This is a genomic window from Halomonas sp. KM-1, from assembly GCF_000246875.1.
GTDB classification, from domain to species: Bacteria; Pseudomonadota; Gammaproteobacteria; order Pseudomonadales; family Halomonadaceae; genus Halomonas; species Halomonas aerodenitrificans.
The window spans coordinates 1-23,881 of record NZ_BAEU01000084.1; the positions used below are offsets into that span (position 1 = coordinate 1).

General features: G+C 65.4%; 27 protein-coding genes. 16 read left to right on the forward strand and 11 right to left on the reverse strand.

Annotated elements, in window-relative coordinates; genetic code table 11:
- Window positions 1–121: 121 nt before the first annotated feature.
- The gene (locus B8115_RS09030; RefSeq protein ID WP_010627461.1) at window positions 122–547 is read right to left on the reverse strand and encodes an HIT domain-containing protein; all 426 of its coding nucleotides are present in this window, start codon (window positions 545–547) and stop codon (window positions 122–124) included.
- Window positions 548–680: 133 nt separating this feature from the next.
- Between B8115_RS09030 and B8115_RS09035 the strand changes: the two genes are divergently transcribed.
- The 3 genes from B8115_RS09035 (at window position 681) to B8115_RS09045 (ending at window position 1,486) form a co-directional block, all read left to right on the forward strand.
- Window positions 681–818 (forward strand): entericidin A/B family lipoprotein, encoded by a 138-nt coding sequence (locus B8115_RS09035; protein ID WP_010627462.1) that lies wholly within the window; start codon window positions 681–683, stop codon window positions 816–818.
- A gap of 97 nt (window positions 819–915) precedes the next feature.
- Window positions 916–1,047: an entericidin A/B family lipoprotein gene (locus B8115_RS09040; RefSeq protein WP_010627463.1), complete on the forward strand. Its 132-nt coding sequence runs from the start codon at window positions 916–918 to the stop codon at window positions 1,045–1,047.
- A gap of 166 nt (window positions 1,048–1,213) precedes the next feature.
- Window positions 1,214–1,486, forward strand: a complete 273-nt coding sequence (locus B8115_RS09045) for an I78 family peptidase inhibitor (RefSeq protein WP_010627464.1) — start codon at window positions 1,214–1,216, stop codon at window positions 1,484–1,486.
- Between the two features lie 15 nt (window positions 1,487–1,501).
- Here the strand turns inward: B8115_RS09045 and B8115_RS09050 are convergent, their stop codons facing one another.
- From B8115_RS09050 to B8115_RS09060, 3 genes are all read right to left on the reverse strand, one after another.
- A complete protein-coding gene (locus tag B8115_RS09050) occupies window positions 1,502–2,020 on the reverse strand; it encodes an acyl-CoA thioesterase (RefSeq protein WP_010627465.1) in 519 nt (172 codons plus the stop codon).
- A 103-nt stretch (window positions 2,021–2,123) separates the two neighbouring features.
- Window positions 2,124–3,434 carry a short-chain fatty acid transporter gene (locus B8115_RS09055; RefSeq protein WP_010627466.1) on the reverse strand — a complete coding sequence of 437 codons (1,311 nt, stop codon included), beginning with the start codon at window positions 3,432–3,434 and terminating at the stop codon, window positions 2,124–2,126.
- A gap of 88 nt (window positions 3,435–3,522) precedes the next feature.
- Complete coding sequence (locus B8115_RS09060) at window positions 3,523–4,914, reverse strand: MATE family efflux transporter (protein ID WP_010627467.1); 1,392 nt, start codon at window positions 4,912–4,914, stop codon at window positions 3,523–3,525.
- Between the two features lie 180 nt (window positions 4,915–5,094).
- On the opposite strand from B8115_RS09060, the gene B8115_RS09065 reads away from it, so the two are divergent.
- Window positions 5,095–5,415: a hypothetical protein gene (locus B8115_RS09065; protein ID WP_010627468.1), complete on the forward strand. Its 321-nt coding sequence runs from the start codon at window positions 5,095–5,097 to the stop codon at window positions 5,413–5,415.
- A 15-nt stretch (window positions 5,416–5,430) separates the two neighbouring features.
- Here B8115_RS09065 and B8115_RS09070 read toward each other — a convergent pair whose 3' ends face one another.
- The 3 genes from B8115_RS09070 to B8115_RS09080 form a co-directional block, all read right to left on the reverse strand.
- Window positions 5,431–5,679: a YfhL family 4Fe-4S dicluster ferredoxin gene (locus B8115_RS09070; RefSeq protein ID WP_010627469.1), complete on the reverse strand. Its 249-nt coding sequence runs from the start codon at window positions 5,677–5,679 to the stop codon at window positions 5,431–5,433.
- A 79-nt stretch (window positions 5,680–5,758) separates the two neighbouring features.
- Window positions 5,759–6,238, reverse strand: a complete 480-nt coding sequence (gene coaD, locus B8115_RS09075; protein ID WP_010627470.1) for a pantetheine-phosphate adenylyltransferase — start codon at window positions 6,236–6,238, stop codon at window positions 5,759–5,761.
- Window positions 6,239–6,322: 84 nt separating this feature from the next.
- Window positions 6,323–8,200: a beta-ketoacyl synthase gene (locus tag B8115_RS09080; protein ID WP_035590623.1), complete on the reverse strand. Its 1,878-nt coding sequence runs from the start codon at window positions 8,198–8,200 to the stop codon at window positions 6,323–6,325.
- 352 nt (window positions 8,201–8,552) lie between these two features.
- Here B8115_RS09080 and B8115_RS09085 point away from each other — a divergent pair, with 352 nt between their 5' ends.
- The 12 genes from B8115_RS09085 to B8115_RS09140 all read left to right on the forward strand — a co-directional run bounded on the left by B8115_RS09085 (window position 8,553) and on the right by B8115_RS09140 (window position 19,938).
- Complete coding sequence (locus B8115_RS09085; protein ID WP_010627472.1) at window positions 8,553–9,263, forward strand: tRNA (guanosine(46)-N(7))-methyltransferase TrmB; 711 nt, start codon at window positions 8,553–8,555, stop codon at window positions 9,261–9,263.
- On the forward strand, window positions 9,260–9,592 hold the full coding sequence (locus tag B8115_RS09090) for a multidrug efflux SMR transporter (RefSeq protein WP_193365778.1): 333 nt from the start codon (window positions 9,260–9,262) through the stop codon (window positions 9,590–9,592). The genes B8115_RS09085 and B8115_RS09090 overlap by 4 nt, the downstream gene beginning before the upstream one ends.
- Window positions 9,593–9,625: 33 nt before the next feature.
- Window positions 9,626–11,089, forward strand: a complete 1,464-nt coding sequence (gene dacB / locus B8115_RS09095; RefSeq protein WP_026038006.1) for a D-alanyl-D-alanine carboxypeptidase/D-alanyl-D-alanine-endopeptidase — start codon at window positions 9,626–9,628, stop codon at window positions 11,087–11,089.
- Between the two features lie 34 nt (window positions 11,090–11,123).
- Entirely contained in the window at window positions 11,124–11,495 is a 372-nt protein-coding gene (locus tag B8115_RS09100) for a diacylglycerol kinase (RefSeq protein WP_010627475.1), read from the forward strand.
- A gap of 79 nt (window positions 11,496–11,574) precedes the next feature.
- The gene (glnE, locus tag B8115_RS09105) at window positions 11,575–14,559 is read left to right on the forward strand and encodes a bifunctional [glutamate--ammonia ligase]-adenylyl-L-tyrosine phosphorylase/[glutamate--ammonia-ligase] adenylyltransferase (RefSeq protein ID WP_010627476.1); all 2,985 of its coding nucleotides are present in this window, start codon (window positions 11,575–11,577) and stop codon (window positions 14,557–14,559) included.
- A gap of 57 nt (window positions 14,560–14,616) precedes the next feature.
- Window positions 14,617–15,060, forward strand: a complete 444-nt coding sequence (gene aroQ / locus B8115_RS09110) for a type II 3-dehydroquinate dehydratase (protein ID WP_010627477.1) — start codon at window positions 14,617–14,619, stop codon at window positions 15,058–15,060.
- A 213-nt stretch (window positions 15,061–15,273) separates the two neighbouring features.
- The gene (locus B8115_RS09115; RefSeq protein WP_010627478.1) at window positions 15,274–15,447 is read left to right on the forward strand and encodes a periplasmic nitrate reductase, NapE protein; all 174 of its coding nucleotides are present in this window, start codon (window positions 15,274–15,276) and stop codon (window positions 15,445–15,447) included.
- Between the two features lie 7 nt (window positions 15,448–15,454).
- On the forward strand, window positions 15,455–15,955 hold the full coding sequence (gene napF / locus B8115_RS09120) for a ferredoxin-type protein NapF (RefSeq protein ID WP_010627479.1): 501 nt from the start codon (window positions 15,455–15,457) through the stop codon (window positions 15,953–15,955).
- Window positions 15,945–16,256, forward strand: coding sequence for a chaperone NapD (locus B8115_RS09125; protein ID WP_010627480.1), 312 nt, complete (start codon window positions 15,945–15,947; stop codon window positions 16,254–16,256). The genes napF and B8115_RS09125 overlap by 11 nt, the downstream gene beginning before the upstream one ends.
- Window positions 16,253–18,757 carry a nitrate reductase catalytic subunit NapA gene (gene napA, locus B8115_RS09130; RefSeq protein ID WP_010627481.1) on the forward strand — a complete coding sequence of 835 codons (2,505 nt, stop codon included), beginning with the start codon at window positions 16,253–16,255 and terminating at the stop codon, window positions 18,755–18,757. Before B8115_RS09125 ends, napA begins: the two co-directional genes overlap by 4 nt.
- Before the next feature lie 24 nt (window positions 18,758–18,781).
- Window positions 18,782–19,273 carry a nitrate reductase cytochrome c-type subunit gene (locus tag B8115_RS09135; RefSeq protein ID WP_010627482.1) on the forward strand — a complete coding sequence of 164 codons (492 nt, stop codon included), beginning with the start codon at window positions 18,782–18,784 and terminating at the stop codon, window positions 19,271–19,273.
- Entirely contained in the window at window positions 19,270–19,938 is a 669-nt protein-coding gene (locus tag B8115_RS09140) for a NapC/NirT family cytochrome c (protein WP_010627483.1), read from the forward strand. The genes B8115_RS09135 and B8115_RS09140 overlap by 4 nt, the downstream gene beginning before the upstream one ends.
- 47 nt (window positions 19,939–19,985) lie before the next feature.
- On the opposite strand, the gene B8115_RS09145 is transcribed toward B8115_RS09140, so the two are convergent.
- The 4 genes from B8115_RS09145 to B8115_RS09160 all read right to left on the reverse strand — a co-directional run bounded on the left by B8115_RS09145 (window position 19,986) and on the right by B8115_RS09160 (window position 23,759).
- Complete coding sequence (locus B8115_RS09145) at window positions 19,986–20,642, reverse strand: HAD family hydrolase (RefSeq protein ID WP_010627484.1); 657 nt, start codon at window positions 20,640–20,642, stop codon at window positions 19,986–19,988.
- Between the two features lie 63 nt (window positions 20,643–20,705).
- Window positions 20,706–22,208, reverse strand: coding sequence for a tripartite tricarboxylate transporter permease (locus B8115_RS09150; protein WP_010627485.1), 1,503 nt, complete (start codon window positions 22,206–22,208; stop codon window positions 20,706–20,708).
- A 15-nt stretch (window positions 22,209–22,223) separates the two neighbouring features.
- Complete coding sequence (locus tag B8115_RS09155) at window positions 22,224–22,700, reverse strand: tripartite tricarboxylate transporter TctB family protein (protein WP_010627486.1); 477 nt, start codon at window positions 22,698–22,700, stop codon at window positions 22,224–22,226.
- Between the two features lie 51 nt (window positions 22,701–22,751).
- The gene (locus B8115_RS09160; protein WP_010627487.1) at window positions 22,752–23,759 is read right to left on the reverse strand and encodes a tripartite tricarboxylate transporter substrate binding protein; all 1,008 of its coding nucleotides are present in this window, start codon (window positions 23,757–23,759) and stop codon (window positions 22,752–22,754) included.
- Window positions 23,760–23,881 lie beyond the last annotated feature (122 nt).

Sequence of the window (23,881 nt, forward strand, 5' to 3'; positions counted from 1 at the left end):
CTCGCTCTCGGTGACCGGAATCACCCAGCCGACTTCTGCCCCCATGCTGGGCGAGCCCCCGGCCCGTAGTGCGCCGGCGCAGCCGCCGGCCGGAGGGCATCCTTTCGGCGGCTGAGCCGTCTTACAGGCGCGCTTTCAGCCCATCCAACTGGGCCAGCAGGTGATCGCGCATGCTGGCCAGTTCGTCCAGGTCGTAGGGCTGTGCCTCGCCCTGCCCCCACACCGGCCCCGGCCAGGCCGCGTCGGCCTGCCGGCGGGCCACCACGTGCACGTGCAGTTGGGCGACCACGTTGCCCAGGTTGGCCACGTTGATCTTGTCGGCCCCGGTCATCGCCTTGAGCATGCGGCCCATCTCGCTGGCCTCATGCCACAGCTGGCGCTGGTCCTCCTCGTCCAGGTCGAATACCTCGCTCACCCCCTCGCGCCGCGGGATCAGAATCAGCCAGGGAAAGCGGGTATCGTCCATCAGTCTGAGCTGACATAGCGGCAGCTCGGCGACCGGGTAGCTGTCCCTGACCAGGCGTTCATCCAGCTCCACTGACGACATATCGACTCTCCCTCACGATGGCGATAGCCCATCATGGCACAAGCGCGGGGGAGCGTCTGCCAGCCTCGGTGGGCGCTTCGCTGCGTTAGCGACTAAAGTGAAGGGGTCAGGCCAGACGAACAGGAGAACGACGATGAAACGGACGGTGGCGACTATGCTGGCATTGCTGCTCGGGCTGTCACTGCTCAGCGGGTGCAACACCATGCGCGGCATGGGCGAGGACATCGAGGCCGGCGGCGAGGCGATTCAGCGGCAGTCGAATTCATATTAGCGTTTTTCAAAATGGCAACCGGCTGTTACGCTGACAAAGGCCATTGCTTCACGGCAAGGAATGGAATTCCCGAAAGTTATTTCAAGGAGATACGACCATGAAGAGAGCGATTGCCTTGGGCTTTGCCCTGCTGATGACAGCCGGTGCCCTGGCGGGGTGCAACACCATGGAAGGCGCGGGCCAGGACGTCGAGCGTGGCGGACAGCACGTGCAAGACGCCGCCCAGTAAACCCTAGCGGTCCGGCTTGGCAGCATGCGGGCGACCTGGCAGTCTCCCCGTGCTGCCTGAATCAATAGACCCTTCCCCTCCCCTTTAGTGAGATCTTCGCATGGTTAGCCCATTGCGTTTTTGCCTGGCTTCTTTCAGTGCGTTGTTGTTGGCAGGATGTGCGCCTATGTCCAATTCGAATCCATCTCAAGCCCATGACCCTGCGCCCAAGCCGCCCGAGGTCAGTGAGGGAGAGGATGCCTGTGGCGCCCGTCACGTGCAGGATCGCGTCGGCCGGCGCTATGACGAAGCGCTGGGCGAGTCGATCCAGCGCGAGAGCGGTGCCGCCACGCTGCGGGTGATCCGCCCGGGCCACGCTTATACCATGGAGTACCGCGGCGACCGCATCAACGTCCATATCGACGACGGCGATACCATCACCGACATCGGCTGCGGCTGATACGGGCGCGGTCGGTCATACCTGGCCGTGCTCCGCCTGTGCGCGGCGCTCGGCCTCCTCGGCCTGCTTGCGCAATTTCTTGCGCAGGGCGGCTTTCTCGAAGCGTAGCTTCTGCAACGGCGTTGCCAGCTTCAGCGGTGGTACCGGCGCCGGTTTGCCGTCGGCGTCTACTGCCACCATGGTCAGGTAGCAGCTGTTGGTGTGGCGGATCACCTTGTCACGAATGTTCTCGGCCACCACCTTGATGCCGATCTCCATCGATGAGCGGCCCACGTGATTGACGCAGGCCAGGAAGGTGACCAGTTCACCAACGTGGATCGGCTGCTTGAACAGCACCTGGTCGACCGAGAGCGTCACCACATAGTGGCCGGAGTAGCGGCTGGCGCAGGCGTAGGCCACCTCGTCGAGCTTCTTGAGGATGGCGCCGCCGTGCACCTTGCCGCTGAAGTTGGCCATGTCGGGCGTCATCAGCACGGTCATGCTCAACTCGTGCTGGCCGGGAAGTTCCAGGGGAAGACTGTCGGCGCCTGCCATGTGCATACCTCTCTCGGTCATCTTTTCGCGATTGCCATGTTACATGAGAACAGCAGCGCCGCCGGCGAGCCGGGGCGCTGCTGCGATTGGCGCCGAACCTGGACTAGAACCAGGTCAGGCCCACCGAGATGATCACCCCGGTGATCACCAGCTGAATCAGACAATAGCCCATGATGTCCTTGGCTTTCAGCCCGGCGATGGCAAGTACCGGCAGGGCCCAGAACGGTTGCAGCAGGTTGGTCCAGGCATCGCCCCAGGCCACGGCCATGGAGACGCGCGCGACATCGACGCCGAGCGCTTCGGCAGCCGGCAGCATGACCGGTGCCTGCACGGCCCACTGGCCGCCGCCGGAGGGCACGAACAGGTTGACGATACCGGCACTGATGAAGGACCAGAACGGCAGCGAAGTTTCGGTGGCGAACGAGATCAACCCCTGAGACATGGACTCCGCCAGTCCCGACTGCACCATGATCGCCATGATGCCGGCATAGAAGGGGAACTGAATGACGATGCCGGCCCCGCCCTTGATCGCCTCGTTGAGGCTCTCCAGCAGGCTGCGTGGCGTGCGGTGCAGCACGATGGCCAGCGACAGGAACAGGAAGTTGACGATGTTCAGGTTCAAGCCGCCGCCGCGGAACACGAAATGGTCGAGCAGGAAGATCACCCCGGGTATGCCGACCAGCCAGGCCAGGGTGACGCTGTTCTCGAGACGTTCGGCAGGGCGGGTGATGCGCACCCGGGCGGCCGGGGCATCGTCGAGCAGTTTGGGGTCGACGTAGACGCTCTCTTTTTCATCGGGGAGCATGGCCCGGTTGACCAGGGGAATGGCGACGAACAGGCACACCACGATGGCCAGGTTGAAGAAGGCGAAGATGGTCGAGCCGGTGCCGATCACGCCGATCTGCTCGGCGGTGAAGTGGCCCTCGGTGGCGATGGTCAGCGGAATGGAGCCGGCCAGGCCGCCGTGCCACACCACGAAGCCGGAGTAGGCGCTGGCCACCAGCAGGCGATAGTCGACCCGTATCAGGCGCGCCAGCTCCTTGGCGAACAGCGCACCTACCACCAGGCCGAAACCCCAGTTGATCCAGCTGGCCACCAGCGACACATAGGTCACCAGCAGAATGGCGCCGCCCGGCCCGTTGGCCAGCGCGGCGAGACGCTGCAGCAGCTTCTTGACCGGCGGCGAGCTGGCCAGCATGAAGCCGGTCACCAGGATCAGCAGCATCTGCATGGAGAAGGTCAGCAGGTTCCAGAAACCGTCGCCCCACATCCGCATCACGGCAAGCGGCGTCTGGCGTTCCACGCCGATGGCGGCGGCCGCGGCCACCACCGTCAGCAGCAGCACGAAGATGAAAGGGTCCGGCAGATAGCGGTCGACCAGCCTGACGGCGGGTCTCGAGAGGAATCTGAGCATGGCAGCGTCGCTTCTTCTGGTTGTCGGGTGTGCGTCTGAGAAAAATAGCGCAAACTCATCAGCTTGCCCTAATTAAATGGCGCTCGGCTCAACGGGAGCGGTTGGCCGTTGCCGGTGGCGCTGGCTCATTGGGCTGGTGGCACCACCGGGTACGTCGATGGTGCCAATAGTAGCCGACCAGCACTGCCGATCGCACCACGGAGAAGGTGAGGAACGCCAGCCACAGAGCGTGGTTGACGTATTCGAGCGGTGCGATCGTGCTGGCTACCCACCATACCGGCAGATAGCTCGCTAGAGCGATAAAGATACTGTTGCGCATCTCGCGAATCGCCGTAGCGCCGATGAAGACGCCGTCGAACAGATAGCTCCATACCGCGATCAGCGGCATGGCCACCATCCAGGGCAGGTAGATGCCAGCCGTTTCCCGCACTTCGGGCAGGCCGGTCAGCAGAGTGATGAGATACTGGCCGCCAAGGGCGAAGGCGAGTGCCGCGGCACCTGCCGTTACCAGCGAGAACCAGGCCGCGGCGCGTACGGCATGACCGAACTCGTCCCAGCGCCGGCGGCCGACGCTGCGCCCGATGGTGGCCTCGGCGGCGTGGGCGAAGCCATCCAGCGCATAGCTGGTGAGAATGATGAACTGCAGCAGCACGGCGTTGGCGGCCAGCACGGTGTCGCCCTGCACTGCGCCGCGGGAGGTGAAGAAGGCCATGACGAACAGCAGGCCCAGGGTGCGCAAGAAGAGATTGGCATTGACCTGGAACAGCTCGCCATAGGCGACAAGCCGCAGCAGACGCTCGCGCATGAAACGACCTTCCAGCCGCTTCAGCTGGCGAAGCACCAGCCAGATGCCGAAAACGAATGCAGTGTAGTCAGCGATCACCGTGGCCCAGGCCACGCCGTCGCTGGTCATGCCCAGCCCCACCACGAACAGCAGGTCCAGGGCGATGTTGACGCTGTTGGTCAGCATCAGGATCGCCAACGTCACCCGCGAGTTCTGCTGGCCCAGGAACCAGCCTAGTATGGCGTAATTAGCCAGCACCGCCGGGGCCGAGAGGATACGGATCTGGGCATATTCGGCGGCGATTTCGGTAGCTATCTCGCTGCCGTCGAGCAGCCACAGCCCCAGTGATATCAGCGGCTGAGAGAACAGGATCAGCAGTGTTCCGATCCCCATGGCCAGCAGCAGTGCCTGCCCCAGCAGGTTGCGCACTTCACTGTCGCTTTCGCGGCCCACTGCCTGGGAGGTCAGCCCGGTGGTGCCCATGCGCAGGAAGCCGAAGCCCCAGAACAGGAAGCTGAACAGGGTGGCCCCCAGCGTGACGCCGGCCAGATAGCGCGAGTCCGGCAGGTGGCCGACCACGGCGGTATCCACCAGGCCCAGCAGCGGCACGGTGATGTTGGATAGTATGATTGGCCACGCCAGCGTCCAGATGCGCCGTCTTGCCGCCGCGGGTGTTTCGCTATGCAGGGTCGTCATCGTACGTTTTCAAGAGAAACGAACCGAGCAGCATGGCGACAGAGGCGGCAGAACGCAACCGCGGTTGGCTACACTGGGAGCGGGCGTCGCCTGTAGCGGCGAGACGTGAGGATTAGTCCGTTCGCGGCAGCGAGGACGTACAGGCAAGTGGCACGGCGCAAAGGGGGAAAGATGATACGCATGACGAGAATCGTGACGGCGCTGGCGGTGGCATTGGCTCTGCTGCTTGGCAGCCTGCAGGTGCAAGCCCAGCAGCAGCGTATGGAGGCGCGGCCCAGCGGCGGGGCGATGATCGCCGACGCGCTGATTGCACGACCCTTGCTGCTGGTGGCGACCCTCGGCGGTACGGCGCTGTTCGTCGTTTCGCTGCCGTTCTCGGCGATGGGGGGCAACGTCGACCAGGCGGCCGAAACCCTGGTGAAAACCCCGGCCGAGGCGACCTTCCGCCGCTGCCTGGGCTGTACCTCGATCAACCCGCGACCTGCGCCGGCGGAGCGCTGAGCGAGCCGCGGCGAGTCAAGCCGCGGTGATCAGGCGGTACTTGGCCATCAGCTCGTCGCGGCTCTCGCGCCGCTCCGGGTCGAGGGGAATGCAGTCCACCGGACAGACCTGCTGGCACTGCGGCTCGTTATAGTGACCGACGCACTCGGTGCACAGGTTGGGGTCGATGACGTAGATCTCTTCCCCCGCCGAAATGGCATCGTTGGGGCATTCGGGTTCGCAGACGTCGCAGTTGATGCACTCGTCGGTGATCATCAGAGCCATTGGGGCTACCTCGCGATCGGGCGGGCCGTTTCGGCCGCGCGCCCAGGTAAGGTGGCTCGGGAAAAGCCGAGTATTACGGTCAGGTATTGTAATGCTTGCGCAGCGCTTCGGCGACCTTGGGATGCACCAATCGCGAGACGTCACCGCCAAGCTTGGCGATCTCGCGCACGATGGTGGAGGAGATGTAGGAGTTCTCCACCGCTGGAGTAAGGAACACGCTCTCCAGCTCCGGCGCCTGGGCCCGGTACATGTTGGCCAGCTGCAGCTCGTACTCGAAATCGGAGACCGCACGCAGGCCGCGCAGGATTATGTGTGCCTGCTGCTCGGCCATCATGTCGGTGAGCAGGCCCGAGAAGCCGATCACTTCGACGTTGTCGAGGTTGGCCGAAACCTCGCGGGCCAGGGCGATACGCGCATCGAGGTCGAGCGCCGGGTTCTTGCCGGGGCTGGCCGAGATGGCGACCACCACCTTGTCGAACAGCAGCGAGGCGCGCTCGATCAGGTCGTAGTGGCCGTGGGTGATGGGGTCGAAGGTGCCGGGATAGACCGCGATTTTCATGGCGCTCCGCTCACTTGCACAGCTAAGGGGGGCTCAGGGTAACCGCCAGCGGCCGAGCCGACAACGTCGGCGGGCCGCCTCGAATCACTCTTCCAGCTTGCCGAAGGGGTTGTCCACTGCAAGCGATACCGGGCGTGCGTAGCCGGGGATGACGATATGGGTATCGTTGACCTCGAGCTCGGGCCCTTCCAGCACACCCTCGCCGAAGCGATAGCGCACCTCGTACTCGCCGCGATCGGCTGCGGCCAGATAGGCCTGGCTGGCCTCGCGCACCGCTTCGCGCCGTTGGCGCCAGGCCGCGACGGCGGCCTCGCCATGGCGCTGCGCCAGCAGCCGCTCGGTCACCATAGGGGAGAGAACGACGCCGGTGGCGTTGTTGCCGCCGAACCCCTTGGCGTTGATGAAGGCGGCATCGGCCGTGAACCGCTGCGGCTCGCGGGAGAAGTGCAGCCGCTCGGCGTAGACGTCGTCGGCCACCGCATCGAGAGTGGGAATGCCCGGCAGCAGGCCGTGGGCGAAGCTGCCGAGTGCGCTGGCCAACTGGTCGCCGGCGGCGCTGCCCTGGGAGTGGCCGACGAAGGCCTTCACCGCCACCACCGGCCAGTTTTCGATACCGTTCGCCTGGGCGACCAGATCGAAGACGTGGGACTCGGTCACGCGGTTCTTGGGTGTGCTGGTGCCGTGGGCATGCAGAAAGGTGCGCTCGCGCAGGGCAGTGTCGCCCAGCATGTCGCGGACCAGCGCGGCCGCCTTGCCCAGAGTGATGTAGTTGCCGATGCCGGGTGCGGAGATGGAGCGCTTCCAGCCGTCGGCATTGACGTACACGCCCGGCACGCTGCCGAGGATCTCGGCGCCCAGCTCCAGCGCCAGGGCATCGTCGAGCAGCAGAATGAACTGGCTGGCTTCGGCGATGGTGAAGCCGCAGTTGCGGGCGAAGGGGCGGCAGGCGCGCTGATAGTCGGCATCGGTGAGCAGCTCCAGGGCGTCCAGCGCCTTGAGGCTTTCGTCGTCGGCCAGCGCGCCCATGGCGCGGAAGCCCTCGATGATCTCGGGCGTCACTGGGGCGTCGGAGGTGCCCACCATCACGGCACGACGATGGCCGTTGCGAATGTCCTCCACGCCCAGGCGCAGGTTGTAGAGGAAGCTGGCGCAGGCGCCCAGGGCCGCCCCGGTGCCGCCCACGCTGCCGAGCACGTAGGCGTTGAGGAAGTCAGCCGGCATCTGCCCGTAGCCCAGCGGCATCTGCTTGGAGGTGGCCCGGTTGCCCGACACGAAGCTCTTGAGCAGCCCGCCCCAGCCTTCATCGTCGAGCTGGCCGATGGAGTTGCCGGCATACACGGCGATGTCGTCGGGGTCGAGACGGTCGCGCAGCTCATCCCACGCCAGACCGCTGCTCGCCAGGCAGTCGCTGGCGGCAAAGATCGACATCGAAAGACCGCGCGGATGGTGCACGCTGCGGTAGTAGCGGCTGGGATCGAAGCCGCTGGGCAGCTGACCGGCGGCACGCACCAGAGCCGGCCGGGTTTCCGGCAGCAGCACGTCGAGTTCGCCGGCTGGCACCGTGACTTCCAGAGTGTGGCGGTCCAGCTCGCGCACCTGCCAGGTCGGCGGCAGCCGCTCGGGCAACTGACGGCGGCGGATACTGAAGGTCAGCTCCGAGCCCAGGCCCAGGCTGGCGCGGCGATTGGCCGGTAGCCCGTCGTCATTGAAGAGGGGATTCTCGATACGTCGGATCAGCGTATGGTCGAGCACCTGCGCGCGGCAGTTCTCGGCCAGGCGAGCGGCCTCGATAGGGTTTCCGGCGGTATCGTACCAGGTGCCTTCCCGGCAGGTGCCCAGCCCCATCATGGCGGCCAGGCCGAGCAGCAACGCCTGCTGCTCAACTTCGGGAAGGGCATCGATCACGGTGCGACGAAACGCTTGATGGCCAGAGGTACGACCGGCGGCGTTGACGCCACCCATGCCGACGATCACCGGTAAGTGAGACAAGCCGCTTTCCTCGTTGTGCTGTTCGTGCGAGTCGGTAATGTAAATATAGGACTGGCGATCATAGCACCCGCTTCGGGATGTCGTCATGGGCGTAGCGTGCAAGTTACGGCCAGCAAAGATAAAACAAACGTTTGAAATGTGACGGGAAACACGCTATCCTGATTCCGCTGTTTGAGTCATACGAGTGGGTATGTGGGCGCTTCCTTGTCGAAGCGCCTTTTTTTCGCCTTATCTCGTCCTTCTCTACCACCCTCTCTCGCCCCCCTCGCGCGCGCCGACATGGCTGCTAGAATGGCCGTTCGTCCGCTACCGATCGATCTGCCTAATGCATGCCACCTCCCGCCCCATCGCGACCAACCAGAGCGGCCCCCATCGGGATGTCGAGAAGCGCGTCGACCGCGCCCTGCGCCATCCGCTGCGCAAGCCCGTGGCCGAGCACACGCGGGAGGCGTTCGAGCAGGCCCGTGCGTGGTACGAGCGTGAAGCCGGGGATGAACAGCGTCCGCTGATACTCGACGCCGGCTGTGGCGTGGGGGTTTCCACCCGCGAGCTGGCCCGGCAGTTCGACGACCATCTGGTGATCGGCGTGGATCGCAGCGCCGAGCGGCTTTCCCGCGAGCACGGCGAGGTGGGCGACAATGCGCTGCTGGTACGTGCCGACCTGGTCGACTTCTGGCGCCTGGCACTGGCCGCCGGCTGGCAGCCGACGCGGCACTATCTGCTCTACCCCAACCCCTACCCCAAGTCGGTGCATCTCAAGCAGCGCTGGCATGGGCACCCTGTGCTGCCGACGATCCTGGCGCTCGGTGGCCGGCTGGAGCTGCGCTCCAACTGGCGGCTCTACGTCGAGGAGTTCGCCCTGGCGCTGGCGCAGGCGACCGGCACGGCCGCTGCGGTGGAGTCGTTCGACCCCGGCTCCCGGTACCTCACTCCTTTTGAACGAAAATACCACGCCAGCGGTCAGTCACTCTGGCGTCTGGTTGCCGAGCTGCCCCATGCCCCCGAGCTGGTACCCGGCGATACGGAGAGACGCTGATGGCATTCGTCTATCTGGCCCTGGCCATCGTCGCCGAGGTCGTGGCGACCAGTGCGCTCAAGGCGACCCACGGCTTCACACGGCTCGGCCCCAGCCTGGTGGTGGTGGTCGGCTACGCGATTGCCTTCTACATGCTGTCGCTGGTGCTGCGCACCATTCCGGTGGGCATCGCCTATGCGATCTGGGCCGGTCTGGGTATCGTGCTGGTGGCCCTGGTCGGTATCGTGGTGTATGGGCAGCGTCCCGATCTGCCGGCGGTGCTCGGTATCGGTCTGATCGTTGCCGGTGTGGTGGTGATTCAGCTGTTTTCCCGTATGTCCGCCCACTGAGAAATGTCACATGGGCTTTAGATGGATGGTTCGATGATGTCGAGAACTGTTGCCAGGCTTGGCTGCCTGCTTCTGTTGTGCGGTTCGATGTTGCCGGTGGCGGCGCTCGGCTCGGGCTTTGCCGAGCTCGGCAAGATGACCGAGAGCGGCTTTCGTATCAGCGCCGAAGCGCGGTTGCTGGGTGACGGTGGGCGTGACGGCGTGCTGCTCGGCGCCATCGAGCCGCAGCGCCAGCTGTCGCCGGCCTCGGTGTCCAAGGCCTACCTGGCGGCCGCCGCGCTCGACCGCTGGGGGCCGCAGCACCGCTTTGCCACCCGGCTGGTCAGCACCGCTGAACTCAATGCCGACGGCGTGCTGCGCGGCGACCTGATACTTGACGGCGGCGGCGACCCGGGGCTCTCCAGCGAGGACCTGTGGCGGCTGACTCAACGGCTGCATCAGGCCGGCGTGCGCGAGATCGAAGGGCGCCTGGTGGTCAGCCAGTGGCGCTTCGGCCCGGTGGAGTGCATCACCACCGACCGCTGCGAGGGGCAATCGCGCACCGCCAACAGCTACAGCGCGCTGCTCTCCTCGGCCGGGGTCAACCACGGCAACTGGTGCGTCAACGTCGCGCCGGGAGCGGCGGCGGGCGAGCCCGCCCACATCACCAGCTGCGACAGTCAGGGGCTGATCCTGGAAGTCGACAACCGGATCGAGACGCGCCCGCCCGACAGCGGCACCGAGTTCAGCGCCGAGCGCGTGACCCGCGAAGAGGGCGACGTGATGCTGCTGCGCGGCCAGATTTCGCTCAACGCCTCGCCCCGGGACGTCTACCGCGCCAGCGGCGACCCCGCCCGGCAGACCGCCCGCACGCTGATGGCCATGCTCGAGCAGGCCGGTATCGGCGTGGGCGGGGGCTACGTGACCAGCATCGAGCAGCCTGCCGCCTCTGCGCGGACGCTGGCGCAGGTGGAGAGCAGGGCGTTGCAGGAGCTGCTGCTGCATGTGATGAACTACTCCAACAACTTCATGGCCGACGTGCTGGCGCTCAACCTGGTGGCTACTCCTAGAGCGGACCTGCTCCAGGCCGGCGAGGCGATTCAGCAGTACGTGGACGGACTGCCCGATCACGGTCCGGTGATCATGCTCAGCGGTAGCGGCCTGACCACGGAGAATCGCACCTCGGCCCACGGCAGCAACGTGCTGCTGGAAAGCATGTTCCACCGTTCTTCGCTGTTCCCCAGCTTCGTCGCCAGCTTCCAGTCGCCGGCCAACGGCGTGTCGCGCTTCATTCGCCGTGGCTCGCCGCTATTCCAGGACCACATCATGCTCAAGACCGGCACCCTCAACCAGCCCTACGCCGTGCGCGCCGTGAGCGGCTATTTCCGCACCCGCTCGGGGCGCTGGGGCGTGTTCACGGTGATGGTCAACGGCACTTCGTCCACGCCCTGGCTCAACTGGGCTCAGGTACTGGACCCGCTCTCCGAAGACCTGGCGCGCATGATCGAGGCGCACTGAGGCCGACCCAACCCGCAATTCAGGATGCGAGACGATGAAACCAGCACGAACCGGATGGCGCCACCTCATCGATGCCACGGGCTACTCGATCAAGGGGCTCGGGTTCGCCTTTCGCCACGAGACGGCCTTCCGCCAGGAGCTGGCCCTCTGTGTGTTACTGCTGCCGCTGGCCTGGTGGATCGGCGCGGGACCAGTGGAGTGGATCCTGCTGGTGGGCAGCTGCCTACTGGTGCTCATCGTGGAGCTGATCAACAGCGCCATCGAGAGCGTGGTCGACCGCATCGGCACCGAGCATCATGAGCTGTCCGGCCGGGCCAAGGACATCGGCTCGGCGGCGGTAATGATCGCGCTGATTGCCGCCGCTCTGACCTGGGGCCTGCTCGGCTGGCAGAAGTTCTTCGGCTGAAGGCCGTCGTTGGGGGTGCCGCCGCGTCGGCGCCTTCGATATGCTGGGGGCAATTCCGCTGCGACAAGGCGAGTTGCCCATGGCTCTTCCCGCTGACTTCCTGCCCGTCGATGATATTCCGACCGCGCTCAGGCCCGCCCTGGAAAAGGCGTGGCAGCGCCTGAGCGAGAGCCTGGCGCGTGCCGACAACGTGGCCGAGATGACCGGCCAGGAGCCGCCCTCGGAGAACTGGCTGGCGTTGGGGGCGGAGCGCCGCCGCCAGCTGGCCCACGTCATCGTCATTTCCGACTTCGCCCTCGACACCCTGGTGCGCTACCCCGAATGGCTGCTGCACCTGGATGCCGGCGGCGAGCTGGACGATTCGCCAACGGCCGAAACGCTCACGGCCTGGCTCGGCGAACGGCTGGAGAGCGCCGAGGACGAGGCCGGCCTGCATGCCGTGCTGCGGCGCTTCCGCCGGGCGCGCATGCTGGGCATCGTGTGGCGTGACCTGGTACGCCCGGCCGGCACCGACATGTGGGCCACCGCCGCCGCGGTGTCTCAGCTGGCCGAGGTGTCGCTGGAAGGCGCCCTGGGCTGGCTCGAACGTCACTTCGAGCCGCGCTGGGGGCGCCCGGCGGCGCGCAGCGACGGCAGCGAGCAGCGGCTGGTGGTGCTGGGTATGGGCAAGTTCGGCGCCGGCGAGCTCAACCTCTCTTCCGATATCGATCTCATCTTCGCCTACCCCGAGCAGGGCGACACCGAGGGCGGGCGCACCTCCCTCGCGCATCAGGAGTACTTCACCAAGCTGGGTCAGAAGCTGATCGCCGCGCTGGATGCGGTCACCGCCGACGGCTTCGTCTTTCGCGTCGACATGCGCCTGCGTCCGCTGGGCGAAGGCGGTCCGCTCGTCGGCAACTTCAGCTCGCTGGCCGCCTACTATCAGGACCAGGGGCGGGAGTGGGAGCGCTATGCCATGCTCAAGGCGCGACCGGTGGCCGGCGACCTGGAGGCCGGCGGCGAGCTGCTCGGCAACCTGCGCCCCTTCGTCTATCGCAAGTACCTCGACTTCGGCGCCATCGAGTCGCTGCGCGAGATGAAGGGTCTGATCAATCGCGAGGTGAAGCGGCGCGGCATGCAGGCCAACATCAAGCTCGGCCCCGGCGGCATTCGCGAAGTGGAGTTCGTGGTGCAGGCCTTCCAGCTGATCCGCGGTGGGCGCGACACCGAGCTGCAGGTCACCTCGCTGCGCACGGCGCTCTCGCGTCTGCCGGCGCTGGGGCTGCTGCCGCAAGGCGTGGTCGACGAGCTCGAGCCCGACTACGTCTTCCTGCGCGATCTGGAACATGCGCTGCAGGCGCTGGAAGACCGTCAGACCCAGAGCCTGCCGGACGACGATCTCGACCGTGAGCGCGTCGCCCTGGCGCTGGACATGGAAGACTGGCCGGCGCTGCTGGCGCGCCTGGAGGAGGTGCGCGGCCGGGTGCGAGGCCATTTCGATGCGGTGATCGCCGACCCCGAGGAAGAGGTCGAGGAGAACGGCGAGGCGACAGACGAAGGCGGCCTGTCGCTGGACGACTGGCGGGCGCTGTGGTGCGGAGAGCTCGAGCCCCAGGAGGCCGAGTCGATGCTCGCCGAAGCGGGCTTCGAGGAGGCCGAGACGGCTCTGCGTCGTCTCGTCGGGCTGCGTCAGTCGCGCCAGGTGCAGGCCATGCAGCGCATCGGCTACGACCGCCTCGAATCCCTGATGCCGCTGCTGCTCGATGCAGTGGCGGCAAGCGATGCGCCCGACACCGCCCTGGAGCGAGTGCTGCCGCTGATCGAATCGGTGCTGCGGCGTACCGCCTACCTGGCGCTGCTGCGCGAGAATCCCGAGGCGCTGAGCCACCTGATGGGGCTGTGCGGCGCCAGCCCGTGGATCGCCGAGCAGATGGCTCGCTACCCGATCCTGCTGGACGAGCTGCTGACCCCGGCCACCCTCTACACCCCCGCCGACAAGGAGCGCCTGGCCGATGAGCTGCGCCAGGCCCTGGGGCGCATTCCCGAGGACGACGAAGAGGCCCAGCTCGAGGCGCTGCGCGTGTTCAAGCACGCCCACGTGCTGCGTGTCGCCGCCTCCGACATCGCCGGCACCCGCCATCTGATGAAGGTCAGCGACTATCTCACCTACATCGCCGAGGTGCTGCTGGAAACGGTGCTGGCCATGGCCTGGCGCCATCTGGTGCGCAAGCACGGCTACCCGCTGCGCCGCGACGGCTCCCGCGCCGGCGCCGAGCCCGAGTTCCTGATCGTCGGCTACGGCAAGCTTGGCGGTATCGAACTGGGCTACGGCTCCGACCTCGACCTGGTGTTCATTCACGACGGCGACTCCCGCGGCGAGACCGACGGTACCCGACCCATCGACGCCTCGGTGTTCTTCACCCGCCTGGGCCAGCGCATCATCCACCTGCTCACCGCGGTGACCCCCGCCGGCACCCTCTACGAGGTCGACATGCGCCTGCGCCCCTCGGGCAACGCCGGGCTTTTGACCACCACCCTCGACGCCTTTGCCGAGTACCAGCGCCGCGAGGCCTGGACCTGGGAGCACCAGGCGCTGGTACGGGCGCGGGTAGTGGCGGGGCACTCACGCCTGGCCGCAGGCTTCGATGCCGTGCGCAGCGAGATTCTCGGCCGCGAGCGCGACCGTGAGGCGCTGCGCGAGGAGGTGGTCAAGATGCGCCACAAGATGCGCGAGCACCTGGGCGGCAAGAGCGAGGCGGGTCAGTTCGATCTCAAGCACGACCCCGGTGGCATGGTCGACATCGAGTTCCTGTGCCAGTTTGCGGTGCTCGCCATGGGCCACGAGACCCCGGAGCTGCTGCGCTGGAGCGACAACATGCGCATCCTCGAGACCCTGGAGAGCAGCGGACGCCTGCCAGCCGAGGAGTGCCAGCGCCTGCGCGACGCCTACCTGGCCCTGCGCAGCACCGCCCACCGGGCGTCGCTGACCCGCGAGGCCGCCCGCGGGCGCGAGGCCGACTTCGAGGCGCACCGCCAAACCGTCATCGAGGCCTGGCAGCGGCTGCTGGAGCCGCCGACGCCTTGACCCTCGGCAGGTGAGACCCAGGTATTTTCCTTCGTACACAGCAGAGAAGAAGAGCCCATGAACAAGGTCCTGATACTGCACGGCCCCAACCTCAACCTGCTCGGCAGCCGTCAGCCGGAAGTCTATGGGTATGAAACCCTCGACGACATCAACAACGCGCTCTACGAAAAGGCCGCCATCAACGGCTGGGACATCAAGGCGCTGCAGAGCAACCACGAAGGGGGGCTGATCGACGCCATCCACGCCGCCCGCGAGGACGGCACCGCGGCGATCATCATCAACCCCGCCGCCTATACCCACACATCGGTGGCCATCCTCGACGCCCTCAACGCCTTCGACGGCAAGGTGATCGAGGTGCATCTCTCCAACGTGCACAAGCGCGAGAGCTTCCGCCATCACTCCTATGTCTCGCTGCGCGCCGACGGTGTGATCGCCGGTCTCGGCAGCCAGGGCTACCTGGCGGCGCTGGATGCCGTGATCAAGGCTGCCGCTCAGGCGTGAAGACTCATGCGTGAAGACCCAGACGTGAAGACCTAGATGTGAAGGGTCTGGCGTAATGCCGCTCGGCCATTGATCTGCCGCTGACGGAACGGGTCTGCCACATAGGCGGGCCCGTTCCGTATCTTTTTGTAACAAATACTTGGGATGCTGGAATATTAGCTACCCTGACATCAGGAGGCTCAATAATAACTAGTGAGTGACGAGGGGAGAGGCATGGAAGACCCGGATATCATGGCGCCCGAGGAGCGGAAGAAGAAAGAGTTCAAGCTGTTCCTCTTCATCGCCATTCTGCTGTTTCCAATCCTGGCGATAGCCGTTGTCGGCAGCTTCGGCTTCTCGGTATGGATCTACCAGACCTTCACGGGCCCGCCCGGGCCGCCGAGCTGAGGGTCGCATGTACAAGGCGAACAATCACAATACACGTCGCCAGTTCTTTCGCTCCCTCGGCGGTCATGGCCCGATCCAGCGGCCACCCTGGACCGATCCTGACTTCACCGAACGCTGCGTGCGCTGTGCGGCCTGTATCGAGGCCTGCCCCGAGGGTGTGCTGTTCCATGGCGGCGGCGGCTACCCCGAGATCCGCTTCGACCAAGCGGGCTGCTCGCTGTGTCGCGCCTGCGTCGAGGTCTGCGAGGCAGGCGTGTTCGACACCCAACGCCCCGCCTTCCCCTGGCGCGCCCGGATCGAGGGCCACTGCCTGGCGCTGGCCGACATTCACTGCCAGAGCTGCCAGGACGCCTGCGAGTGGCAGGCTATCGTCTTTTCCCCCCAGTTGGGGCGCCCGCCCAAGCCGCGCCTGAACCACGAGGCCTGTATCGGCTGCGGTGCCTGCCAGGCCCTGTGCCCCAACCACGCCATCACAATGACAAGCGAGGAGATGGCCCATGCCGAATGAAACCCTCCACATCGCCAGTCTGCTGGTGCATGTCCGCCCCGAGTACGGCCGGGAAGTGGCGCAATGGCTGGCTGCCCAGCCCGAGAGCGAGGTCAGCGCCGAGGACCCCGCCGGCAAGCTGGTGGTGGTAGTGGAGAGCTTGCGCGAGGCGCGGATTCTCGAGCTGATCGATGCGATCCAGATACGGCCGGGCGTGCTGGGAGCGGCGCTGGTGTATCACCAAGTGCTCGATCCCGTGTCTGCCGATGAACCCGCCGACCCCGTCCCATCCCAAGCCGCTGCAGAAGGAATGCCGACATGAAGATGACGCGTCGTGAATTCGCCAAGGCCAACGCAGTGGCCGTGGCGGCGGCCACCGCCGGTATGGCCATTCCGGCCGGCGCCACCAACCTCATCACCAACGCCGACTTGACGCGACTGAACTGGAACAAGGCGCCCTGCCGCTTCTGTGGGGTGGGCTGCAGCGTCATGGTGGCCACCCAGGGCAACCGTATCGTGGCTACTCACGGCGACATGCATTCGGAGGTCAATCGCGGACTCAACTGCGTCAAGGGCTACTTCCTGTCCAAGATTCTCTACGGGCAAGACCGCCTGCAGCAGCCGCTGCTGCGCAAGCGCAACGGCGTTTATGACAAGCGCGGCGACTTCGAGCCGGTCTCCTGGGACGAAGCCCTCGACCTGATGGCCGACAAGTTCAAGAGCGCCATCCGCGAGCACGGCCCCGAGAGCGTGGCGATGTTCGGCTCCGGCCAGTGGACCATCTGGGAAGGCTATGCCGCCAGCAAGCTGTTCAAGGCCGGGCTGCGTTCCAACAACATCGACCCCAACGCGCGGCACTGCATGGCCTCGGCGGTGTTCGCCTTCATGCGCGCCTTCGGCTCCGACGAGCCCATGGGTGTCTACGACGACATCGAGCACGCCAACGCCTTCGTGCTGTGGGGCTCCAACATGGCGGAGATGCACCCGATCCTGTGGACCCGGGTCACCGACCGGCGGCTCTCCTATCCCGAGACCCAAGTGGCGGTGCTCTCCACCTTCCAGCACCGCAGCTTCGACCTGGCCGACATCCCCATGGTGATGAAGCCGAATGCCGACGTGGTGATCCTCAACTACATCGCCAACCACATCATCCAGACCGATCGTGTCGACCGTGACTTCGTCGAGAGCCACACCAACTTCGTGCGTGCGGTGGACGACATCGGTTACGGCCTGCGCGACGAGCATCCGCTGCAGCAGGCGGCGGCCAATGCCGATAACCCCAACCGCTGGACGGAGATGAGCTTCGACGAATTCGCCGACCACGTCGCCGACTTCACCCTGGAACGGGCGGCACGGGAATCCGGGGTCTCCGAGAGCCGCCTGGAGCGGCTGGCCGAGCTTTACGCCGACCCCGACATCAAGGTCATGTCGTTCTGGACCATGGGGGTCAACCAGCACACCCGCGGCGTGTGGGTGAACAACCTCATCTACAACCTGCACCTGCTCACCGGCAAGATCTCCGAGCCCGGCAACAGCCCCTTCTCGCTGACCGGCCAGCCCTCTGCCTGCGGCACCGCCCGTGAAGTGGGCACCTTCGCCCATCGCCTGCCGGCGGACCGGGTGGTCACCAACCCCGAGCATCGCCGCGATGCGGAGCAGATCTGGAAGCTGCCCGAGGGCACCATTCCTGAACGCGTGGGCTTTCATGCCGTGGAGCAGAGCCGCAAGCTCAAGGACGGCGCAATCAAGGTCTACTGGACCCAGGTCAACAACAACATGCAGGCCGGGCCCAACACCCAGCAGGAGATCCTGCCGGGCTGGCGCAACGAGGAGGCCTTCGTCATCGTCTCTGACATCTACCCCACGGCCTCGGCCCAGGCCGCCGACCTGATCCTGCCGGCTGCCTCCTGGGTCGAGAAGGAGGGCGCCTTCGGCAACTCCGAGCGGCGTACCCAGTTCTTCCATCAGCTGATCGATGCCCCTGGGGAGGCGCGCTCCGATCTGTGGCAACTGGTGGAGTTCTCCAAGCGAATCGACGTTGCCGACGTATGGCCGAGCGAGCTGCTCGACAAGGCCCCCGAGTACCGCGACAAGACGCTGTTCGAGCTGCTCTACGCCAACGGCCAGGTCGACAGCTACCCGCTCTCGGACATGGAGGAGGGCTACGCCAACCAGGAGGCCGAGGCGTTCGGCTTCTACATCCAGAAGGGGCTGTTCGAGGAGTACGCCCGCTTCGGCCGCGGCAAGGGCAAGGATCTCGACGCCTTCGACAACTACCACCAGAACCGCGGCAAGCGCTGGCCGGTGGTGGATGGCCAGGAGACCCTGTGGCGCTATCGCGAAGGCTACGACCCCTACGTGGAAGAGGGCCGGGGCGTGCAATTCTACGCCAAGCCCGACGACCGCGCGCTGATCTTTGCCGTGCCCGACGAGCCGCCGCCCGAGTCGCCGGACGAGGAGTACCCCTACTGGCTCTCCACCGGGCGGGTGCTCGAACACTGGCATACCGGCTCCATGACCCGCCGCGTGCCGGAGCTGCATCGGGCGGTGCCGGCGGCGCTGCTCTACATGCACCCGGAGGATGCCCGCGAGGAGGGCATGCGGCGCGGCAGCGAGGTGAAGGTGATCAGTCGTCGTGGCGAGGTGCGCCTGCGGGTCGAGACCCGCGGCCGGGTCACGCCACCGCGGGGCCTGGTCTACGTGCCCTTCTTCGATGCCAACCGGCTGATCAACAACGTGGTGCTGGATGCCACGGACCCGATCTCCAAGCAGACGGACTTCAAGAAGTGCGCGGTTCGTCTCGAACTGGTCAGCCTGGCCTGAGACCGAGACAGAAGGAGAAATGCGATGAAATGGCTCACTATGCTCAGTCTCTCGCTGGCGCTGGTCGTTGCCGGCCTGGTTATCGCCGAAGAGCGCCGGGACGACTCGGCGCCAGACGGCCTGCGACCGGGCGGTACCCTCGGCCAGTCCCTGCCGGCACCGCCGTTGGCCGGCGAGCCTCGGGACGCCGGGCGCGAAGTGCTCAACTACCCGGAGCAGCCGCCGGTCATCCCCCACGGTATCCGTGACTATCAGGTCGATACCCGGGCCAACCGCTGTCTCACCTGCCACAGCCGCGAGCATGCGGTTCAGGCCGGTGCGCCCATGGTCAGCATCAGCCACTTCCGCGACCGCCACCAGCAGGTGCTGGCGGCGGTGTCGCCCGACCGCTACTTCTGCACCCAGTGTCATGTGCCGCAGACCGATGCCAGCCCCATCGTTCCCAACACCTTCCTCAACGTCGACGAGGTGCTGGGAGAAATGCTCCAGCAGCAGCGTGAGGGAGGTGGCCAATGAAGCGCTGGTTGATCACCTATTGGCGTATCCTGATGCGCCCCAGCATGCACTTCAGCCTGGGGTTCCTGACGCTTGGCGGCTTCATCGCCGGGATCTTCTTCTGGGGTGGGTTCAACACCGCGGTGGAGGCGACCAATACCCAGCAGTTCTGCATCTCCTGCCATGAGATGGAGCGCAATCCCTACCGTGAAATGCAGGGCAGGATCCACGACGTCAACCGCTCCGGGGTCGGCGCCCAGTGTGCCGACTGCCACGTGCCCCACGGCTGGACGCACAAGATGGGGCGTAAGATGGAGGCTTCCAAGGAGGTGTGGGGCTGGATCTTCGGCACCATTCGCACCGAAGAGCGGTTCGAGGACAAGCGGCGCGAGCTGGCGGAAAGGGAGTGGGCCAGGCTGGAGGCCAACGACTCGCTGGAGTGCCGCAACTGCCACGACTTCGAGTCCATGGACTTCACCCAGCAGAGCTCACGGGCCGCGCTTGCTCACTCCACCACCCTCGCCGACGGTGAAGCAACCTGCATTACCTGCCACAAGGGCATTGCCCACGAGCTGCCCGACATGAGCGAGTTCTATCAGAGTACCGCCACGGGGCTGCCCGGCATCGAGTCCTGGGTCGCTCACTTGAAGCGGGATGCGCCGGTGCCGGGCTACCCGGCCGATTGAGCGAGGGTAAGTATGCCTCGCCTCGCGTGGGCGAGGCACACGCACCTTCACAGCCGCTCCAGGGCTGCCTCCAGGCCATGCAGGTCGCAAATAGTGACGGTGTCATCGGGGAAGGGCGAGGCTTCGGGGTCGGCGGTGACGCCGACGAAACGAGTGCCGTTGGAGCGGGCGGCGCGAAAGTCATTGTATGAGTCGCCGATCATGACCGTCTTCTGTGCCGCGAGCCTCCGGCGAGTCAGGAGGTTGCGCAGCCCGGTGACCTTGTCGGGAGGTGCACCGATGACCTCGCGAAAATAGCGACTGAGCTCGCGTTTCGCGACGATCGCTTTCAGCTCGGCTTCGGGGGTGGCCGAGAGCAGGTAGAGCGGACGCACAGTAGCCCAGCGCGAGAGAAATTCCACGGCACCGGGAATCGCCGGAGCCTCGAGCAAGCGCTGCTCGACGCTGGCCTTGAACCGTGCGCAGAGCGCCTGAATGCGCGCTTCACTGGGTGGGCGTCCGAAGATCTGGCCCTCGATGTGACGAAATTTGACCTCGCGTGGCTGACCCCCCTTGCGCCCCAGGTAGGCACACACCGCCTGGTATTGCGGTTCGGGTGCCTCGGCATAGAGGTCGGCAAAGGCCTGGCGCTTGAGGGTGGCCGAATCCAGTACCACCCCATCGAAGTCGAAAACCAGCGCGTGGTGGCGGTTTGGGCCGGTCACACTCGCACCTCTCGTCACTCGTTTGTGGTCGCCGACGCGGCGGTGAGGCCGCGCCGGGGTACTTCAGCCTCTGCCGAAGCGCCGGGACAGCCAGCCCTTGAGCGGGGTGTTGCTCAATAGTACCAGGGTAATCACGCTGGTCAGCACCAGCGACAGTGGATTGCTGACCAGGGCCAGCAGGAAGTCGCCGCCGCGGTCGCCCACCGAGGACATGGCCTGACGATAGGACTCGTCGAGCAGTGGCCCCAATATGACGCCCAGAATGATGGGCCCCATCTGAAAGCCGAACACCTTGAGCCAGTAGCCGAGGATGCCGAAGCCGAGCATCCAGTAGACTTCCGTCATGTTGCTGTTGATGGAGTAGGTGCCGACCACGCAGAGCACCAGAATCAAGGGGATCAGCACGGCCTTGGGCACCTCGACGATCTTCGAGAAGATCTTGATGCCGGTGAGGCCGAAGATCAGCAGGAAGATGTTCGCCAGGGCCAGATTGCCTACGGTGAACCAGAAGATGTGCGGCGTTTCGATCATCAGCATCGGGCCGGGGTTGAGCCCGTGAATGACCAGCGCGCCGATGATCACGGCCGTGACCGCATCGCCCGGCATGCCCAGTGTCAGCATCGGCACGTAGGCGCCGCCCACTGCCGCATTGTTGGCGGTTTCCGGCGCCACCAGGCCTTCATAGGCGCCTTCGCCGAAGGGCCGAGTCGGATTCTTGACGCTGCGCTTGGCGTGATCGTAGGCAAACAGCGAAGCAATGTCGCCACCGGTGCCGGGCAGGGCGCCGACAATGACCCCTATCACCGAGGTGCGTATCGAAAGCGGCAGGAACTTCAGCACCATGTTCAGCGGCGGCACGATCTTGTCGACCTTCTGCTTGACCGGCACCTTGGCCAGGTTGTGCAACTGGTAGAGGGCTTCGGCCACGCCGAACAGGCCGATCATCACCACTACGTAGTGAATGCCGCCGAGCAGCTCCATCTGACCCAGGGTGAGGCGTGGCTGCGCGGTGACCATGTCCATGCCCACCAGGCCGATGATGGCCCCCAGCGCCACCGAGAAGATACCGCGTGACAGCGACTTGCCGGAGAGTGAGCTGACCAGCAGCAGGCCGAGCACGGCGATGAGGAAATAATCGCGGGGGGCGAACTGTAGTGCCAGCCCGGAGAGATAGGGCGCGGTGCCAGCCAGTACCAGCACGCCGATCAGGCCGCCGATCACCGACATCACGGTGCTCAGGCCGATGGCACGCCCCGCCTCGCCGCGCTGGGCCAGGGGGTAGCCGTCGAAAGCGGTGGTTACCGCCGATGGGGCACCGGGAATGTTGAGCAGGATGGCGGTACGCGATCCCCCATAGACGCCGCCGACGTAGATGCCGACCATCAATGCCAGGGCGTTGTCGATGTGCCAGGAAAAGGTGAAGGAGATCAGGATCGACACCGCCATGGTCACCGAGAGGCCGGGAATGGCGCCGATGTAGATACCGGCCAGCACGCCGAGGGCGGTCAGGCCGAGCAGGCCGGGGTTGAGCCAGGCCATGAGCAGGAAGGAGAGAGTGTCACTCATCGAAGGCCTCGAGGGTCAGGGGAGGTAGACGCGGAAGACCACGGTGAAAAGGACGTAGATGACGGCAATGGCAGCTGTCGTGATGATCAGCGAACTCACCACTCGGCCTTGGCGGAAATAGATGAACATCGCGGCCAGAAAGATGAAGGTACTGATGTAGAAGCTCGCCCAGACGATGGCGGCCAGGTAGATGATGGCAGCAATGGAAAAGACCACGATATGTGGGCGGAAGTGGTCGCTGAGAAATACCTGAAATTCCTGCAGGGCGCTTTTGATGCTCTCGTCGCGACGCTTGTAGCGGTGGCTGACGATCAGGGCCAGGGAAGAGACCAGCATGACCAGCGCCAGACCGACCGGAAAGGAGCCGGCCGAGTTGAGTCGAAGTCCGCCATCGATACGATAGGCTTCGATCAATACGCCGATGCTCAGCAGCAGCAGCAGCCAGTCGAAGACCTTCTCGCCGGCCTGTACGCGTTCGATTTTCTTGCTCATCACATACTCCAAGGGGGGCGACAGAGCCACCCCCCTGCGCCACGGGGCGTGTTACGGACGCGGAATACCCAGCGCTTCGGGCGTGGCTTCCAACGCATCGGCATCGGCTTCGTACATGGACCAGGCGGTGACGGATTGCCAGTTGCTCAGATACTCCTGCGCTTCTTCGCCGCGCAGGTTGAGCGGCTCGGCACCGAAGTTCTGCAGGAATTCCGTGAACTCCTCCTTGCCCACGGCCTGCTCATAGGCGTCTTCCAGAGTAGCCTTGATGTCGTCTGGGGTATCCTGATGCACGAAGACGCCCCAGAATGGCCCCCACGGCAGGAAACCCTCGATGTCGGGCAGCGCTTCGGTGATCGGCGGCACACCCGGCAGCGATTCGATCTCTTCGGCGGTGAGGATGGCCAGCCCCTTCAGCTTGCCGCCCCGAATCTGCTCACCGGCGGCGGCAAGACTCAGCGGCATGAAGTCGATGTGGCCGCCCAGCATGGCGGTGATGCCCGGGCCGTCGCCGCCAAAGGTGACGGTGCGTACGTCGAGTTCGTCCACGGCGTTGATCATGGCGTGAACCGTGCTCGGCAGGCCGCCGGCGCCGGTGCCGCCCATGCGCAGCTCGTTAGGATTCTCGTGGGCATATTCGAGCAGCTCGGCGAAACTATCGAAAGGGCTATCTTCGGGAGCGGCGATTACCACCAGCCCCTGGCCGATGATATTGACGGTATGCATGTCGTCGTAGGTGAAATCGGCCAGACCCATCAGCGGGTAGAGCTGCGGATTTTCTGCACCGAAGAGCATGTTGTAGCCGTCGGCGCGCTGGCGCATTACGTGGTTCATGCCGATCACGCCGGTACCGCCCGGTCGATTGGTCAGTACGATGGTAGTACCCAGGATCTCTTCGACATGGGGGGTCAGGCTGCGCACCACGTTGTCGGTGGCACCGCCGGCGCCCCATTGAATGGTGCCTTGGATGTTGCGCTGGGGATAATCGGCCAGGGCGCTGCTTGCCAGGGCAAGGGAGCCGAGAGAAACGGCCAGTGATGTAAACAGTGGCTTGAGCATGGAATCCTCCGGGGTGGTTGTTGTGCGTGCCGCTCGTCGGCGGCCTCCTGTCTCTGCAGAAGTGAACATGTGTTCGCTTTGCGAACGGTAGTGCTTTTAGCGAACACTAGAACTCCCTTCCA